Origin of the sequence: Pseudonocardia oceani, from assembly GCF_019263585.2 — a bacterium.
Classification (GTDB): Bacteria; Actinomycetota; Actinomycetes; order Mycobacteriales; family Pseudonocardiaceae; genus Pseudonocardia; species Pseudonocardia oceani.
In genome coordinates this window covers 991,615-1,006,704 of sequence record NZ_JADQDF010000001.1, presented here as the reverse complement: position 1 = coordinate 1,006,704, position 15,090 = coordinate 991,615, and the positions used below count along the sequence as shown (strand labels likewise).

Below are 15,090 nucleotides of genomic sequence, written 5' to 3'. Positions count from 1 at the left end.
CCCGGGGCTCCGACGATGACGGCCCGGTGCGCGACGGAGTCGCGGGGTCCGGCCGTTCCGGCGCCCCTGCAGGGGACCGACCGGCCCGCCGTGCGCAGAGCAGGCCGGGCCGGACCGGGCGGGACGACGTCCGGGCGGCCCGCCGCCGGAGGTGGCTGTGGGTGGCCGGCGCCGCCGCGGCGGTCGCCGTCGCCGTGCCGATCGCGCTGACCGCCCTCGGCGGTCCGGGCGACGGGCCGGGAACACCGCGGGCCGGGGAGACGGTCGCGTTCGGGACCTCGGCCGACAGCGAGCCTGCCGGCGCCGTCGCGACCGGTGACCCGGCTGCGACGCCGGAGGCGGCCGAGGTGGTCTTCGAGGTGACCGGGAGTGGGACGGCCGGTGTGATCACCTACAGCCGGGGACAGTCGGTCGGTCAGATCTCCGCCGTGGAGCTGCCCTGGCGGTACACCGTCCCGGCGACCGGCGAGCCCACCGACTACTCGGTCGCCGCCGCCGGTGCGTCCGGCGAGGTCTCCTGCCGGATCGTCGTCGACGGGATCGTCGTGGCGGAGGCGACGGACAGCGAGTTCTCGGCGGTCGCCTGCAGCGGTCGCCTCTGACGGAGCCCCGGGCGGCCGGTCGCCGTCGGGGTCCTGCGGTGCCGTCAGCGGGTGCTGTCCACCCAGTCGTCGATCCGCTCCCACCAGCCGTAGAGCCAGTCGATCCGGGCCTCCTGCGTCTCGGGGACGTCGGCAGCCGGTACCCGCCACCAGCGCATCCGGACCGTGGCGTCGAGCGGCAGCTCCCGCCAGATGTCGGCCACCGTGTAGAGGTGGTCGAGCCCGGCGTGGGCTACCCACACGACGTCGGCGTCCGGTGCCGCGGCGAGTGCGGCGGTGAGCCCGCCCGGGCGCGGCGGCAGCACGTGCCGCATGGCCTCGGACCGGCGGGCCATCTCCTCCAGGCCCTGCGCCCGCAGCCGGGCGATCCCGGCGACGCGGCGGCGCTCGGTGAAGTTGCCGCCCTCGGGGAAGATGACGAAGGCGTCGTCGTGGTCGAGCCCGGTGGCGAGCTCGCCGATCCGCGCCTCCAGGTGCTCGCCGCCGCCCGCGCTGAGGAACCGGTTGGGCAGCCGGTTGAGCAGGACGTCGAGGGCCGGGTCCCACTGCAGGGCCGCGGCCAGCACGATGCGCGGTTCCCGGGCGTACCAGTTCACCAGTGCGTGCACGAGCAGGAACGAGTCGCCGGGTCCGGCGTGGCGGCAGCACACCACCAGCGGCCGGTCGAGGTACTCGTCCGGGTCGGGGCCCTCGATCTCCACCCGCAGCCGCAGCACCCGGGCGGCCTCGCGGTAGAGCACGCGCAGGTACCAGCCCACCAGCTGGTAGTGCAGGTACTGGAAACGCGGCGTGCGCAGCGCGAGCCCGAACCCGGCCGCGACCCACAGCCCCAGCAGCGCTCCGAGCACGGTGCTCTCCAGCACCAGGGCCACCACGACGACCCAGGTCACCCGCAGCACCCGCAGCCGGCCCGGCAGGAGCGGGGACAGGGCGGCGGCGAGCACGAGCCACACGGGCAGCGTGGCCAGCACCAGCAGGGTCAGGGCGACCATCGCGGGCGCGAGCACCAGCCGTCGGACCCACCGCGGGGGGAGCGTCACCGGTCCTCCCCGGTCAGGTCGCGCAGGTACCCGGTCGACGCCCGGTAGGCGGAGTCGGTGCGGGCCAGCGAGGCGGCGACGTCGCCGTAGCGCAGCGCGGCCCGGCTGTCCCAGCGCGGCGGCGCGCCCCCGGTCGGCAGCACGTGCACCTCGACGTCGGCGGGCACCGCCGCCAGGTCGCGGGCGTAGCGGTGGCGGCGGGCGATCTCGAACGCGACCATCGCGACCTCCCAGGGCCGTCGGGGCGGGCGCAGCGGCTGGTCGATGCGCCCGACCTGCAGCACGAACACGCGGGTGGCGCCGCGCTCGACCGCCGCGCCCAGCGGGATGCTGTTGACCAGCCCGCCGTCGAGGTAGTGCCGGCCGTCGACGACGACGGGCGGCAGCAGGCCCGGCACGGCGGCCGAGGCCAGCACGGCGTCCACGGCCGGGCCGCTGTCGAACCAGTGCTCCGCGGCGTCCTCGACGCCGGCGGCGCAGCAGGCGAAGGGCACCGGCAGGTCCTCGATGAGCCGGTCACCCAGCACGGCGGTGACCGCCCGCCGCAGCGGGGCAGACGGGTGCGCCGCCACCCCGCTGCGGGCGAACTCGCGCAGCCGCGCGACGGTCCCCGCGGCGAACAGCCCCCGCGCGTCGGGCGAGCTCCACATGGCGTCGAGCCGGTCGGCCACCTCACCGGGCGGCAGTGCGGCGAGGACCGCGCCGTTGAGCGCCCCGACCGAGGTGCCCAGGACCAGGTCCGGCCGGATACCGGCCTCGACCAGCGCCCGCAGCATCCCCACCTGGACCGCGCCGAGCACGCCACCTCCGCCCAGCACGACCGCCGTGAGGCCCTTCCGGTTCAGCTGCGCCACCGCTCTCGTCGTACCGCTCGCACGGGGGTGGGCCCGGTCTCCGCGACGCCCACCCGGGTCGACGGTAGGAGATCGTCCGCGGGAGGGGAAGACGACGACCGGTGAGTTCGCGGCGTCGCGGTCGTCGTAGGGGCATGGCCACCGCAGACAGCAGCCCCGCCCTCGCCGCCCTGGAGGTCCTGGTGGGGGAGTGGGAGGTGCGGCCGACGGCCCCGCCGGAGTGGGGTGTGGCCGACCCGGACTCCCTGACCGGACGCGTCACCGTCGAGTGGGCGCTGGGTGGTGCGTACCTGCTGGTGCGCTCGCTCGCCCCCGACCCGATCCCCGACAGTCTCTGCGTCATCGCGGCCGACGGCGACGGCTACCTGCAGCACTACTTCGACTCCCGCGGCGTCACCCGGCTGCACCGCATGACGCTGGCCGACGGGGTCTGGGCGCTGGTGCGCACCGAGGCCGACTTCAGCCCGCTCGACTTCTCCCAGCGCTTCGTCGGGGCGATCAGCGCCGACGCCTCGACGATCGACGGCCGCTGGGAGCGCTCCGACGACGGCGGACGGACGTGGGAGCTCGACTTCGCGGTCGCCTACCGGCGCCGTCCGTGTGCGTCGCTATAACCTCGACGACGTCTGCTCGGCCCGATGACCGTCGCGTCCGTCACCGTGGGGACAGCGATTCGACGAGGAGAGGTTCCGTGGCCCGTCTGCACGCCGTCCCGCCCGCCCACTTCGACCCCGCCCTGCGCGCGGCGCTCGGCCCCGCCCTCGACGACCCGCAGGGTCTCGGCCTGTTGCGCGTCCTCGCGCAGCGGCCCGACGTCACCGCGGCGTTCCTGGCCTTCCGCAGCGCCCTCACCGCGACCTCGACGCTCCCGCCCCGGCTGGTCGAGCTGGTGCGGTTGCGCATCGCGTTCCACAACCAGTGCCGCAGCTGCATGGCGCTGCGCACCGCGAGCGGTGCGGCGGACGGCGTCACGGAGGACCTGGTGTGCTCGCTGGAGGAGCCGCAGGAGGCTCCGGACCTGACCGGCGCCGAGAAGGCCGCGCTGCGCTACGCCGACCTGTTCGCCACCGACCACCTCGCCGCGGGCGACGCCGTGTTCGACCTCCTGCGCACGCACTTCGGCGAGCCCGAGATCGTCGAGCTGGGCGTGCAGATCGCGGTCTTCGTCGGGTTCGGACGGCTGTCGGCGACCTGGGACGTCGTCGACGACCTCCCCGAGCGCTTCCACGACCGCGACGCCGCGGTGGCGCCGTGGGGTGCCGGCACGGTCGTCGCCGACCACCGCTGAACCTCGGCTCGACGGCGGTCCGGGAGCGGGCGCGGATACCTCAGCCGGTGAGGACGGCGTCCGCCCGGCGCCGCCCCTCCCGGTGCACCTCGACGGCCAGGACGCACAGCCCCGCGCAGATCGGCAGGTAGACGAACGAGTCCTTTGAGGTCCACGGCTCGCCGAGCACGGTCAGGGCCACCAGCACCAGGAGCACCGGTTCGGCGTAGCTCAGCACCCCGAACACGGCGAACGGCAGCACCCGGCTCGCGGTGAGGTAGAGGGTGAACCCGCCCGCGCTCACCAGCCCGAGCACCAGGAGGCCGGCGACCAGACCCGGCTCGGTGGCGACGGTGCCGAACGACGGGTGCACGGTCATGACGACCACCGAGAACGGCAGCATCGCCGTGAGCTCCAGGAACTGCGCCCCGGTGCTGTCGAGTCCGAACGCGCGCCTGCTGACGAAGTACAGCGGCAGGCCCAGCGCCACGAGCAGGGTCGGCCAGCTCAGGCCGCCGGCGAGGACGACGGCGGCGACCACGCCGACGGAGGCGGTGCCGACGGCCGCGACCCGCAGCGCCGACAGCCTCTCGCGGTAAACGACGGCACCGGTGAGCACCATGACGAGCGGCAGGACGAGGTACCCGAGGGACAGTTCGAGGCCGTGCCCGCTCTGGGGAGCCCACCCGAACAGCCACAGCTGCAGCCCCAGCAGCGCCGCGTCCACCGCGAGGACGGCGGCCAGGTGCGGGGCGTCCCGGCAGCGCCGGAGGATCGCGAGCACCTCGGGCCACACCCGCAGCGCGGTGAACAGCGGCACGAGGACGACCAGCGTCACGACGATCCGGTAGGCGAGGATCTGCCCGGGATCGAGCGGCAGCAGGCGGGGCGGGAGCAGGAAGGTGAAGCCGAAGAGGACCGACGCCCCCAGGGACGCGAGCACGCCGCTGGGGGAGACCTCGCGGGCCGGGCTGGACACGACACCAGCCTGTCCGAGGAGACCGTTCAGTTCCAGCGACAGATCCTGGAGTTGAACAGTTAGGGTTTCTGCATGGTCCTGTCCGATCTGCGCCGCCTGCGGATGCTCCGCGAGCTGGCCGAGCGCCGGACCCTGACGGCGGTGGCGTCGGCACTGGGCTACAGCCCGTCGGCGGTCTCGCAGCAGCTCGCGGTGCTGGAGAAGGAGGCAGGGGCCGGCCTGCTGGAGCCGGCCGGGCGCGGGGTGCGGCTCACCGACGCGGGCCGGGTGCTCGCCGGGCACGCCGCGATCCTGCTGCGCGCCGTGGAGGATGCGGAGACCGATCTCGCCTCGCTCACCGACGAGGTGCGGGGCAGGGTCCGCGCGGTGGGTGTGCAGTCCGCGGCGCGACGGCTGCTCATCCCCGCGCTGGTCGCGCTCGCAGAGGAGCACCCCGGCGTCGCCGTGGAGATCACCGAGCTCGAGGTCGAGCTCGCGCTCCCCGAGCTCCGGCTGGGCGCGGTCGACCTGGTGATCAGCGACGAGTACGACGGCTTCCCCCGCCCGCGACCGGCCGGCCTCGTGCACACCCCGCTCCACCGGGAGGCGGTCCGGCTCGTGCTGCCGGCGAACCACGCCCTCGCGCAGGGGGCGGATCCCGTCCCGGTCGCCGCGCTGCGCGACGAGGTCTGGGCGGCCAGCGGGGAGGGCACCGGGCACCAGGCGATGGTGCGGGGGACCTGCCGGGCGCACGGCGGCTACGAGCCGGACCTGCGGCACCGGTCCGACGACGCGGACGTCCAGCTCGAGCTCGTCCGGTGCGCCGGGGTCGTCACGCTCCTGCCCAAGCTCGCGCTGCCCGCGGCCGACCCCCGGCTGGCCGTCCGCGACGTCGCGGGGGTCGACCTGGCGCGGCGGCTGTTCGTCGTGACCCGCGACGCGCCCGTCTCGCCGGCCCTGCGAGCGTACCTGGCCGCGCTGCTGGAGCAGGTGCGGCGACCGGCCGCCTGAGGATCCCGCGCCGGGGCGTCAGGCCGCGCGCTCGGCGGCGACCAGCTCCCGGACGCGGGGGGCGACCTCGCGGGCGAAGATCTCCAGCGCGGTGGGATCGTCGCCCATCATGATGAAGCCCGAGACGCCGTGGACCAGCGCGATGTCGGTCAGCTCCTCGGCCCACTGGTCCGGCGGACCGACGAGCAGGCCCCCGCTGTCGCGCCGGAACTCGCCGCCGATGTTGAGCAATCGGGTGACCGCGGCCGGGTCGCGGCCCGCGGCGCGCGCGGCGTCGTCGACGTGCCTGCTCATCTCCGTCAGCGACGCCGGCCCGTCGGGGAGGTAGGGCAGCGACGGGATCCAGCCGTCGGCGACGCGACCGACCATCCGCAGCAGGCGGGGCTTGTAGGCGCCGACCCACACGCCGATGTCGTGGGCGGGCGCCGGCCCCCGCTTCGCCCCGCTGGTGCGGTGGAACTCGCCCTCGACGGTCAGCCCGCCCCGCTCGTCCGCGGCCCAGATCCCGCGCATGATCGTGATGGCCTCCTCGAGCGCCTGGATCGACTGCCCGGGCGTCAGGCGCCGCGCGCCCATGCCGGCGATCGCGTCCCAGAAGCCGCCGGCGCCGATCCCCATCTCGACCCGGCCGCCGCTGAGCCGGTCGAGCGTCGCCGCGCTGCGGGCGAGCACCGCGGGCTGCCGCAGCGGCAGGTTCAGCACGTTCCCGCTGATGCGGATGCGCTCGGTGCGGGCGGCGGCGAAGGACATCAGGGTCCACGCGTCCTGCAGCGCCGGCTGGTACGGGTGGTCCTGGAACGTCACGAGGTCCAGGCCGACCCGCTCGGACAGCACGGCGAGCTCGACCGGTCGCAGCGGGGGCCGGGCCGACGGGGTGACGAAGCTGCCGAAGACCAGGTCCTGTGCGTAGTCGGTCATGACGCGCTCCTCGCGACGGCGGGGTCGGGGGTGATGTTGAAGTTGTCGCGGAACAGGTTGTGCGGGTCGAGGTCGGCCTTGAGCGACCGCAGCCGCGCGAGGGTCCGGGGCGGGAACGCGTCGGTGATCCGGCGGGGGTCCGTGCTGCTGTCGAAGCTCAGGTAGAGCCCCTGGAAGAAGGGCCGCAGGGTGGCCCAGGCGCTGTCGACGGAATCCTGCCTCGACCCCATGGCGACGACCTGGAAGTTCGCCTCCCGCCCGGCGTAGGCGGTCGCGTCGGGGTCGACGTCGGACACCGCACCGCCCACCGAGCGGATCTGGAACCAGTGCAGGGACCCGCTGCGCAGGGCGGCCGCGGCCGCGGCGGCGAACTCCGGCGTGACGTGGTCGAGCAGGCCGCTGCGGGAGACCGGCTCTGCGCGGGCCTGGTGCTCGGCGTCGCTCGCGTTCGCCATCACCGCGGCGTAGGGCAGGATCCGGACGTCCTGCTCGTGGAGCGCGCCGATGTCGGCGATCGGCTGCAGCCGCGCGACCACCGTCTCCGGGTCGGCGGAGTCCACCACCGACAGCGTCTGCACCACGGACGGCTGCCCGGCCCGGGCCGGACCCGTGATGAGGAAGCTGGTCAGGTCGCGCGGCGAGTCCTCCACCACCCGGCCCCACTCCCGCAGGAAGCCCGCGACGTCGTCGGTGACGGAGACGAGGCGGGCGTGGCCGACCGCGCCCACCTCGTCGACCTCGAACTCGAAGGAGGTCACGACGCCGAAGTTGGCCCCGGCGCCGCGGACGGCCCAGAACAGCTCGGGGTTCTCGGTGGCGTCGGCGCGGGCGACGGTCCCGTCGGCCAGCACGATCTCGACGGCGCGCAGGTGGTCGATCGTCAGCCCGTGCGCCCGGGCGAGGTAGCCGATCCCGCCCGCCGTCGCGAGGCCCCCGACGCCGACGCCGCCGTAGTCGCCCGAGCTCAGCGCCCACCCGCGGGGCTCGAGCGCCGCGGCGACGTCCGTCCAGCGGGCGCCGGGGCCGATCCGGACGCGTCGGGTCGCCTCGTCGAGGACCTCGACGGCGTTCATGAGCGAGACGTCGACGACGATGCCGCCGTCGTTGGTCGAGCGCCCGCTGATGCCGTGGCCGGCGCTGCGCAGCGACAGCGCGACGCCCGGGTGCGCCCGGGCGAACGCCAGCGCGTCGACGACCTGGCGCGTGTCCGCCGCGCGCAGCACGATCCCGGGCGCGCCGCCGCGGAGGTAGCCGGAGCGGAACCGGTGGTAGTCGTGGTCGCCGGGCTCGACGACCTCGGCGATCGAGGCGGGGACGTCGTCGTAGGCGATCCCGCCGCGGCGCTTCGCCAGCGCGGCGGCCCGGCGGACCCGGACGCCGGCCGCGCCGAACGGGGTGACGCGGTCGACGGCGGCGCGCAGCGCGGGGGCGACCTCCCGGGCGAACACCGTCAGCGTCGCGGGGTCGTCGGACCGCAGCAACAGGGTGCCGACGCCGTGCTCGGCGAGGAGCGGCAGCAGGTCCTCGACCCAGTCGGCGGGGGAGCCGTCGAGGAACCCGGTGCGCCGATCGGTGAACCGGCCGGAGACCGTGAGCTGCCGGCGGACCTCCCGCGGGTCGCGACCGGCGGCCCGGGCGGCGGCGTCGACGGCGAGGTGGGCGAGCCGCAGCCCCTCGGTGCCGAGCTCGTCGTAGCCGGCGGACCAGCCGTCGCCCCGCGTCCCGGCCAGCTCCAGGACCTGCGGCGTCGTGCCGGCCACGACGATCGGGACGTCGTGCGCGGGCGCCGCCCGCTGTGCGCCCCGGAGGCGGTGGTGCCGGCCGTCGTAGCGGGCGAGGCCACGCTCGTCGACGTCCCAGAGCGCCCGCACGACGTCGATCACCTCGGCGACCGCCCCGGCGTCCTCGTCGCGGGTGCGGCCCGGCCCGCCCATCGCCTCGGCGGCGGCCCGCTGGTCGTGCGCGCCCGGGCCCAGCTGCAGCTCGACCCGTCCACCGGTGAGGTGGTCGAGGCCCGCCATGCTGCGGGCCAGCACCGCCGGGTCGCGCAGGGAGGCGGTGCGCAGGTCGGGCGCGATCCTGATCCGCGAGGTGGTGCCGGCGATCCAGGACGCGAGGGTCCAGGCGTCGTCGGGGCCGGGCTGCGCCGGGTCGTCGGCGACGGTGACGAGGTCGTACCCGAGCTCCTCGCACAGGAGGGCGAGCCGCACCGGCCCGTGCGGGTCCCGGGCGTCGGGGACGAGTGCGGTGCCGAACTCCACGCGGTGCCCGTAGCCCGCCGTTCCTGCCGTCATGGGTCCAGCATCTGCTCACGTTCGGGAAGCGGCAAGCAGGGGGTGAGCGACTCACCTTTCGTAAGTGACCGGCGTACCCTCGGTCCCATGCCGAGCTCCGCGGGCGGGCAGCGAGCCGCCGACACCACCGCGTCCGACCACGACGACGCCTACGACCACATCGACGAGGAGAAGTGCCGCAGCTTCCAGAGCGCGGCGGAGCTCGTCGGCAGGAAGTGGACGGCGGGCATCCTGCTCGCCGGGCTGCGGGGTGCGCGGCGGTTCGTCGAGTACCGCGCGCACGTCGCCGGGATCTCCGACCGGCTCCTCGCGCAGCGGCTCCGGGAGCTCGAGGAGCAGCGCCTCGTCGTCCGCACCGTGACGCCGACGACGCCGGTGCTCGTCACCTACCGCCCGAGCGAGCGCGCCCGCGGGCTCATGCGCGCCATCCACCCGCTGGTGGCGTGGAGCCTGGAGGACCAGGCCCACGGGTGACGCCCGGCGCCACGGCCCGCAGGTAGACCTCCGCCAGGTGCCGCAGGTGGGGGAGCAGCTCGGGCGGGGACTCGACGGTGAAGTCCATGCCGAGCATGCCGATGTAGGCGGCGATGGTCTCGAGGCTGTCGGCGCCGGTGACCAGCACCGACTCCGTCGCCGAGACCGACTCCACCACGCCGACGGCGGCGTGGATGCGGTCGAGCACCGCCTCCGCGGGCGCGGCGATGCGCAGCCGGGCGTGCACCTCCCAGCCGGTGGCGGCGATCGCGTGCATCGCGAAGGCCGTGTAGTCGCCGCCCTCCAGCGGCTGCGGGGTGAAGCGGCGGCCCGTCGGCATGCGGGGCTCGATCCAGTCGGCCCGGAACGTCTCCCAGGTGCCCGACGCCGGGTCGCGGCCCACGAGGTACCAGCGGCGGGTCCAGCTCAGCAGGCGGTAGGGCTCGACCAGGCGCAGCTCGCCGCGGTGGTCGAAGCGCAGGAGGTGGGTGTCGCTGATCGCCTTCGCGACGGCCGTGAGCACGGCGTGGTCGACCTCCGGGTCCGGCGCGTCGGTGTCGGTGTTCTCCGGGGCCCGGTCGAGCACCGTCGACAGCGCCGCCACCGTGGGCCGCAGCCGGTGGGGGAGCACCTGCAGCAGCTTCGCCAGCGCCCGCCCGCTCGACTCGCCGATCCCGGCGATCCCCGTCGCCGCGCGCAGCCCGACCGCGACGGCGACGGCCTCCTCGTCGTCGAGCAGCAGCGGCGGCAGCTTGCCGCCCGCGCCGAGGCGGTAGCCGCCCGCGGCGCCCCGCGTGGCGTCGACGGGGTAGCCGAGCTCACGCAGGCGGCCGACGTCGTGGCGGACGGTCCGGCTGGTCACGCCGAGACGGTCGGCGAGCTCCGTGCCCGTCCAGTCAGGGCGCAGCTGGAGCAGGGAGAGCAGGGCCAGGAGTCGTGCTGCACTGTCGGCCACAGCGGAATCCTCCTGCGCATATAGGAACTGAATGATCCTATATGCCTCCTAGTGTCTGTCGTATGACGAACACCGAGGTCCGCCCCTTCCGCATCGAGACCACCACCGCCGAGCTGGACGACCTGATGGACCGTCTCGCCCGCACCCGCCTGCCGCAGCCCGCCCCCGGCGACGACTGGAGTTACGGCACGCCGAACAGCTACCTGCGCGACGCCGTCGAGCGCTGGCGCACCGGCTACGACTGGGCGGCGCAGCAGGAGCGCATCAACGCGGTGCCGCACTTCACGACGGAGATCGACGGGCAGCTCGTCCACTTCGTCCACGTGCGCTCGCCGCACGCCGGCGCGACGCCGCTCCTGCTGGCCCACACCTACCCCGGCTCGTCGGTCGACTACCTCGACCTGATCGACCTGCTCACCGACCCGGTGGCGCACGGCGGCCGCGCCGAGGACGCGTTCGACGTCGTGGTCCCCGACGCTCCCGGCTACGGCTTCTCCCAGCCCGTCACCGAGGCCGGCTGGGACACCGCCCGGATCGCCCGCGCCTATGCCCAGCTCATGCGGCGCCTGGGCTACACCCGTTACGGCGTCCACGGCTCGGACCACGGAGCGATGGTGGCCAGGGAGCTCGGCCTGCTGAACCCGGAGGGCTTCCTCGGCCTGCACGTCCTGCAGCTGTTCTCGTTCCCCTCCGGCGACCCGACCGAGTTCGAGCGCCTGGAGCCCCAGGACCACGCCGGCCTCGAGCACATGCAGTGGTTCCAGTCGGTGGGCGGCTACAACACGATGAACGCGAGCCGGCCGCAGACCGTCGCGGTCGGGCTCAGCGACTCCCCGGTCGCCCTGCTCGCCTACAGCGAGCTGTTCAACTCCTTCGGCAACGGCACCTCGCTCGTGCCGCTCGACGCGATCCTCACCGAGGTCACCGTGAACTGGTTCGCCAACGCCGCGGCCGGCATGAGTCGCAGCTACCTGGAGAACGCCCGCGCCGACGGGGAGCCGCGCGTGAACGCCGCGCCCACCGGCGTCGCCGTCTTCGCCGACGACTTCCAGACGATCCGGGTGTTCGCCGAGCGGGACAACTCCGCCGTCGTGCACTGGAGCCGGTTCGAGCGCGGCGGCCACTTCGCCGCGCTGGAGGTGCCCGACGTCCTCGCCGGCGACATCCGCGCCTTCTTCGCCGGTCTGTGCTGAGCCCCTGCCCGGTCACCCGTCCGGTGCGGCACCGGGGTGGGTGGCGGGCAGCGCGGCCGCGACCGCCCGGTGGACCAGCTGCAGGATCGCGCCGGGGGCGTCGGACTGCGGGGCGTGACCGGCGCCGAACAGGGGCACGAACCGCGCCCCGGGCACGGCGAACAGGAAGCGCGGGGTCTGCCCGGAGGCGATCACGTCGAGGGTGCCCTGCGCGAGGATCACCGGGCAGTCGATGCGCTCCAGCCCCCGGGGCAGGTCGGTGAGCACCCCCCACCACAGCATCGACCAGAACTGGGACGCACCGGCGAACCCGCCGTCGAGGCCCGCCACCTCCGCCTCGCCCGCCCGCCACGGGGCGGTGCGCAGGCCGGCCAGGAGCACCGACCTGCCCACAGCCCAGCGTCCGGCCGCCGGGACGAGCGGTCGCACGGCGCGCAGGACCGACCGGGCGACGGCCAGCGCCGTGCCCTGGTAGAGGCGTTCGACCGGGAGGTTGGCCCCGGACGGGGAGAGGGCGACGACCGACCGGGCCCGCCCCCGCACCGCGAGCTCCAGCGCGACCCGCCCCCCGAGCGAGTTGCCCAGCACGTGCACCGGGCCCGCTCCCATGTCGTCGAGGTCGGCCTCGATCGCGTCGGCGATCGCCGCGACGGTGGGGCGCCGGTCCAGCGGGGCCGACCGGCCGTGGCCGGGCAGGTCGGGCGCGAGCACCTGGTACCGGGCGTCGAGCCGCGGACGCAGCGCGGCGAAGTCGTCGTGGGTGCTGCCGATGCCGTGCAGGAGCAGCAGGGGTTCACCGGTTCCGGCGCGGTCCCAGCTCAGGTGTGCGGGCATGCGCGGCGAGTACCCGGTGGCCGGCGGTCTGCCCGCCGTCACCCGTCACGAACCGGTCACCGCGGCCGCACCCGGCGGCCGGAACCCGTACCCGCCGTCGAACTCCCACGGCCCGCCGGCGTACCGCCAGAGGTCCAGTCCCTCCGCCCGGGCGGTGCCCGGGACGAAGCCGGCCGTGAGCTCGTCGAGCAGGGCGCGGGCGGCCGCGGGCGACACCTTGTTCTGCACGGTGACGTGCGCGGAGAACCGCTGGGCGTCCTGCGGGGTCAGCCACGGGCGCCAGCGGTCGGCCAGTTCGGCGCGCAGGGCGTCGAGCTCGGGGCTGCGCAGCACGTAGGCGACGCCGCGGCCGAGCGGGCGCAGGCCCGCGACCTCGACGGCGAACGGCGCGAGGTCCGCGACGTCCGCGAGGTCCGCGCGCACGGCGTCCGCGTGCTCGGCCGGCAGCGCGTGGAACAGGGTGACGTGCGCGGCGAGGTGGTTGCGGCCGGGCGGGAAGTGCGTGCGGCGCAGCGCGTCGAACCGCTCCCGCGACGCCGTGTCCAGGCGGAGCGTGAGGATCAGGGGCCGGTCGTCCATCCCGGCAGACTGCCACCCGCCGTCGTAGCGTGTCGGCGGTGAAGGTCGGCTACCCCGCGGTCAACCAGGCCCTCGCGTGCCGCAGCTCGGGCACGTTCCGGCTCGCGTCCTACTCCGAGCAGCGGATGACGGAGACGATCACCGCCAACCTCGCGTGCCTGCGCCGGGTGCTGGCGTGGAACACCGAGCACCGGCTGCTGTTCTTCCGCATCACCTCGGACCTGGTCCCGTTCGCCTCGCACCCGGTGTCGGGCGGGTACGACTGGCGCGGCCGGTTCGCCGGCGAGCTGGCCGACATCGGGGCCTACGTCCGCGCCCACGACGTCCGGATCTCGCTGCACCCCGGGCAGTTCGTGGTGCTCAACTCTCCGTCGGAGTCGACGTACGCGAGCAGCGTGGCCGAGCTGGTCTACCACGCCGAGCTGCTCGACGCGCTCGGTCTCGACCCGAGCCACAAGGTGCAGGTCCACCTCGGTGGCCGGCACGGGGACGCCGAGCGCGGCATGCAGGTGTGGGCCCGGCGGTACGCCGCGCTGCCGGAGCCGGTGCGCGAGCGCCTGGTGATCGAGAACGACGAGCGCGACGCGAGCCTGGCCGACTGCCTGCGCCTGCACGCCGAGGTCGGCGTCCCGGTGCTGTTCGACACCCTGCACCACAGCATCCGCAACGACGGCGAGACGGTGCTGAAGGGGTTGGACCGGGCCGCGGCGACCTGGCGCCCGGTCGACGGCATGCCGATGGTCGACTACTCGACCCAGGACCCGGCCCGGCGGCCCGGTGCGCACGCCGTGACGCTCGACGTCGAGCACTTCCGCAGCTTCGTCCGCCGGCTGCGCCACCGCGACGTCGACGTCATGCTGGAGATCAAGAACAAGGAGGCGAGCGCATTGCAGGCCCGCGTGGTGCTCGACGAGCTGGGCGCCGTGCAGCGGTGACCCGCGACGAGCTGCTTGCCGCCGCCGTCGACCTGGCCGAGCGCATGGTCGTCGAGGGCGACCCGCTGGTCCGCGGGGCCAACACCCGGAGCCTGGCGTGGCGGGGAAGGCGTGACGCGTCGTCCCCTCAGTTCGCGAGGAGCTCCCGCAGGGCCGTGTCGATGAACTCCTGGTCCTGCGGGTTGAAGGGGGCGAGGTGGCCCCAGACGGTCGGGATCGGCCGGGACTCGGCCCCGGGGATGCGGCTCGCCTCGTACCCGCTGTCGACGGGCGGGAAGTAGGAGTCGGTCTCGGCGTTGAGGATGATCGTCCGCGCGGTGATCGCGCCCAGGGCGGCGTCGAGGTCCCCGCCGAAGTCGGCGTGGTCGCCGAGGTCGTTGTTCCACCAGGTCCACATCTGGGCGAGCAGGTCGTTCGCGTCGCACTTGAGGAAGAACGGGTCCCAGAACCGGTCGATGAACTCCTCGACGTCCTTCGCGCCGAACGCACGGAACAGCTCCGCCCGGTAGAAGGGCTCCGAGAAGCCCCAGCCGGCGTACAGAGCGGCCATCGCCCGCACGCCCCGGACCGGGGGCTTGTCGGTGTAGAAGCCGTCGTTCCAGTCGGGGTCGGAGGTGATGGCTCGGATGTTGCCGGCCAGGAACACCTTGTTGAAGTGCGCGGTGCGGGCCGACCCCGAGATCGGCGCGATGGCCCGCACCATCCCGGGGTGCCGCGCGGCCCAGGCGTAGGTCTGGCACGCGCCCATCGACCAGCTGGTGACCAGCCGGATCCGCTCCACGCCCAGCTGCTCGGTGAGCAGGCGGTGCTGCGCGGCGACGTTGTCGTAGGTGGTGACGTGCGGGAACCTGCCCCGGTCGAACGGCGGCGGGGTGGTGCTGGGGGAGGAGGAGACGCCCGCGCCGAAGTGGTTGGGGACGACGATGAAGTAGCGCTCGGGGTCGAGCGCGCGCCCGGCGCCCGTCATGGTGGCCGCGGTGTCGGACGGCGTCGCGGTGAACCAGGTCGGGCACACGACGACGTTGTCCCGGGCCTCGTTCAGCGCGCCCAGCGTCGTGTACCCCAGCCGCGCTGCGGGCAGGACGCCGCCCTTCTGCAGTGCGGTGTCACCCAACTCGAAGACCTCGTGCTGCACGGCGTCGGCTCCTGTCTCCGGGGACCTGCGACCGCACCAGG

General features: G+C 74.8%; 16 protein-coding genes. 7 read left to right on the top strand and 9 right to left on the bottom strand.

Annotation, left to right across the window (positions count from 1 at the left end; genetic code table 11):
* Positions 1-161: 161 nt before the first annotated feature.
* A complete protein-coding gene (locus tag I4I82_RS05040; protein ID WP_218594227.1) occupies positions 162-602 on the top strand; it encodes an MmpS family transport accessory protein in 441 nt (146 codons plus the stop codon).
* 44 nt (positions 603-646) lie between these two features.
* Here I4I82_RS05040 and I4I82_RS05035 read toward each other — a convergent pair whose 3' ends face one another.
* Together I4I82_RS05035 and I4I82_RS05030 are read right to left on the bottom strand one after the other, a co-directional pair.
* Complete coding sequence (locus tag I4I82_RS05035) at positions 647-1,642, bottom strand: 1-acyl-sn-glycerol-3-phosphate acyltransferase (RefSeq protein ID WP_218595319.1); 996 nt, start codon at positions 1,640-1,642, stop codon at positions 647-649.
* Positions 1,639-2,496 carry a patatin-like phospholipase family protein gene (locus I4I82_RS05030; RefSeq protein WP_218594229.1) on the bottom strand — a complete coding sequence of 286 codons (858 nt, stop codon included), beginning with the start codon at positions 2,494-2,496 and terminating at the stop codon, positions 1,639-1,641. Before I4I82_RS05030 ends, I4I82_RS05035 begins: the two co-directional genes overlap by 4 nt.
* A gap of 134 nt (positions 2,497-2,630) precedes the next feature.
* Between I4I82_RS05030 and I4I82_RS05025 the strand changes: the two genes are divergently transcribed.
* Together I4I82_RS05025 and I4I82_RS05020 are read left to right on the top strand one after the other, a co-directional pair.
* Entirely contained in the window at positions 2,631-3,110 is a 480-nt protein-coding gene (locus I4I82_RS05025; RefSeq protein WP_218594230.1) for a hypothetical protein, read from the top strand.
* A 77-nt stretch (positions 3,111-3,187) separates the two neighbouring features.
* Positions 3,188-3,784, top strand: coding sequence for a carboxymuconolactone decarboxylase family protein (locus I4I82_RS05020; protein ID WP_218595318.1), 597 nt, complete (start codon positions 3,188-3,190; stop codon positions 3,782-3,784).
* A 40-nt stretch (positions 3,785-3,824) separates the two neighbouring features.
* Here the strand turns inward: I4I82_RS05020 and rarD are convergent, their stop codons facing one another.
* Entirely contained in the window at positions 3,825-4,742 is a 918-nt protein-coding gene (gene rarD / locus I4I82_RS05015) for an EamA family transporter RarD (protein ID WP_218595317.1), read from the bottom strand.
* Positions 4,743-4,814: 72 nt separating this feature from the next.
* Here rarD and I4I82_RS05010 point away from each other — a divergent pair, with 72 nt between their 5' ends.
* A complete protein-coding gene (locus I4I82_RS05010) occupies positions 4,815-5,732 on the top strand; it encodes a LysR family transcriptional regulator (protein WP_218595316.1) in 918 nt (305 codons plus the stop codon).
* A gap of 18 nt (positions 5,733-5,750) precedes the next feature.
* On the opposite strand, the gene I4I82_RS05005 is transcribed toward I4I82_RS05010, so the two are convergent.
* Entirely contained in the window at positions 5,751-6,650 is a 900-nt protein-coding gene (locus I4I82_RS05005; RefSeq protein ID WP_218595315.1) for an LLM class flavin-dependent oxidoreductase, read from the bottom strand.
* Entirely contained in the window at positions 6,647-8,944 is a 2,298-nt protein-coding gene (locus tag I4I82_RS05000; RefSeq protein ID WP_218595314.1) for an LLM class flavin-dependent oxidoreductase, read from the bottom strand. Before I4I82_RS05000 ends, I4I82_RS05005 begins: the two co-directional genes overlap by 4 nt.
* 87 nt (positions 8,945-9,031) lie before the next feature.
* On the opposite strand from I4I82_RS05000, the gene I4I82_RS04995 reads away from it, so the two are divergent.
* Positions 9,032-9,418, top strand: a complete 387-nt coding sequence (locus I4I82_RS04995) for a winged helix-turn-helix transcriptional regulator (protein WP_218595313.1) — start codon at positions 9,032-9,034, stop codon at positions 9,416-9,418.
* Here the strand turns inward: I4I82_RS04995 and I4I82_RS04990 are convergent.
* The gene (locus I4I82_RS04990; RefSeq protein ID WP_218595312.1) at positions 9,360-10,373 is read right to left on the bottom strand and encodes a helix-turn-helix transcriptional regulator; all 1,014 of its coding nucleotides are present in this window, start codon (positions 10,371-10,373) and stop codon (positions 9,360-9,362) included. The two genes, I4I82_RS04995 and I4I82_RS04990, sit on opposite strands and share 59 nt — an antisense overlap.
* 62 nt (positions 10,374-10,435) lie before the next feature.
* On the opposite strand from I4I82_RS04990, the gene I4I82_RS04985 reads away from it, so the two are divergent.
* Complete coding sequence (locus I4I82_RS04985) at positions 10,436-11,566, top strand: epoxide hydrolase family protein (protein ID WP_218593187.1); 1,131 nt, start codon at positions 10,436-10,438, stop codon at positions 11,564-11,566.
* A gap of 12 nt (positions 11,567-11,578) precedes the next feature.
* Here I4I82_RS04985 and I4I82_RS04980 read toward each other — a convergent pair whose 3' ends face one another.
* Together I4I82_RS04980 and I4I82_RS04975 are read right to left on the bottom strand one after the other, a co-directional pair.
* On the bottom strand, positions 11,579-12,400 hold the full coding sequence (locus I4I82_RS04980) for an alpha/beta fold hydrolase (protein ID WP_218595311.1): 822 nt from the start codon (positions 12,398-12,400) through the stop codon (positions 11,579-11,581).
* 45 nt (positions 12,401-12,445) lie between these two features.
* A complete protein-coding gene (locus I4I82_RS04975; protein WP_218595310.1) occupies positions 12,446-12,979 on the bottom strand; it encodes a 2'-5' RNA ligase family protein in 534 nt (177 codons plus the stop codon).
* Between the two features lie 38 nt (positions 12,980-13,017).
* On the opposite strand from I4I82_RS04975, the gene uvsE reads away from it, so the two are divergent.
* Positions 13,018-13,914, top strand: coding sequence for a UV DNA damage repair endonuclease UvsE (uvsE, locus tag I4I82_RS04970; protein ID WP_218593971.1), 897 nt, complete (start codon positions 13,018-13,020; stop codon positions 13,912-13,914).
* 127 nt (positions 13,915-14,041) lie between these two features.
* On the opposite strand, the gene I4I82_RS04965 is transcribed toward uvsE, so the two are convergent.
* The gene (locus tag I4I82_RS04965; protein WP_218593972.1) at positions 14,042-15,049 is read right to left on the bottom strand and encodes an alpha/beta fold hydrolase; all 1,008 of its coding nucleotides are present in this window, start codon (positions 15,047-15,049) and stop codon (positions 14,042-14,044) included.
* Positions 15,050-15,090 lie beyond the last annotated feature (41 nt).

Bases quoted from the DNA above. Each gene is read 5' to 3' on its own strand.
- I4I82_RS05025 (WP_218594230.1), top strand. From the start codon at position 2,631: ATGGCCACCGCAGACAGCAGCCCCGCCCTCGCCGCCCTGGAGGTCCTG.
- I4I82_RS05010 (WP_218595316.1), top strand. From the start codon at position 4,815: ATGGTCCTGTCCGATCTGCGCCGCCTGCGGATGCTCCGCGAGCTGGCC.
- I4I82_RS05005 (WP_218595315.1), bottom strand. From the start codon at position 6,650: ATGACCGACTACGCACAGGACCTGGTCTTCGGCAGCTTCGTCACCCCG.
- I4I82_RS05000 (WP_218595314.1), bottom strand. From the start codon at position 8,944: ATGACGGCAGGAACGGCGGGCTACGGGCACCGCGTGGAGTTCGGCACC.
- I4I82_RS04995 (WP_218595313.1), top strand. From the start codon at position 9,032: ATGCCGAGCTCCGCGGGCGGGCAGCGAGCCGCCGACACCACCGCGTCC.
- I4I82_RS04985 (WP_218593187.1), top strand. From the start codon at position 10,436: ATGACGAACACCGAGGTCCGCCCCTTCCGCATCGAGACCACCACCGCC.
- I4I82_RS04980 (WP_218595311.1), bottom strand. From the start codon at position 12,400: ATGCCCGCACACCTGAGCTGGGACCGCGCCGGAACCGGTGAACCCCTG.
- I4I82_RS04975 (WP_218595310.1), bottom strand. From the start codon at position 12,979: ATGGACGACCGGCCCCTGATCCTCACGCTCCGCCTGGACACGGCGTCG.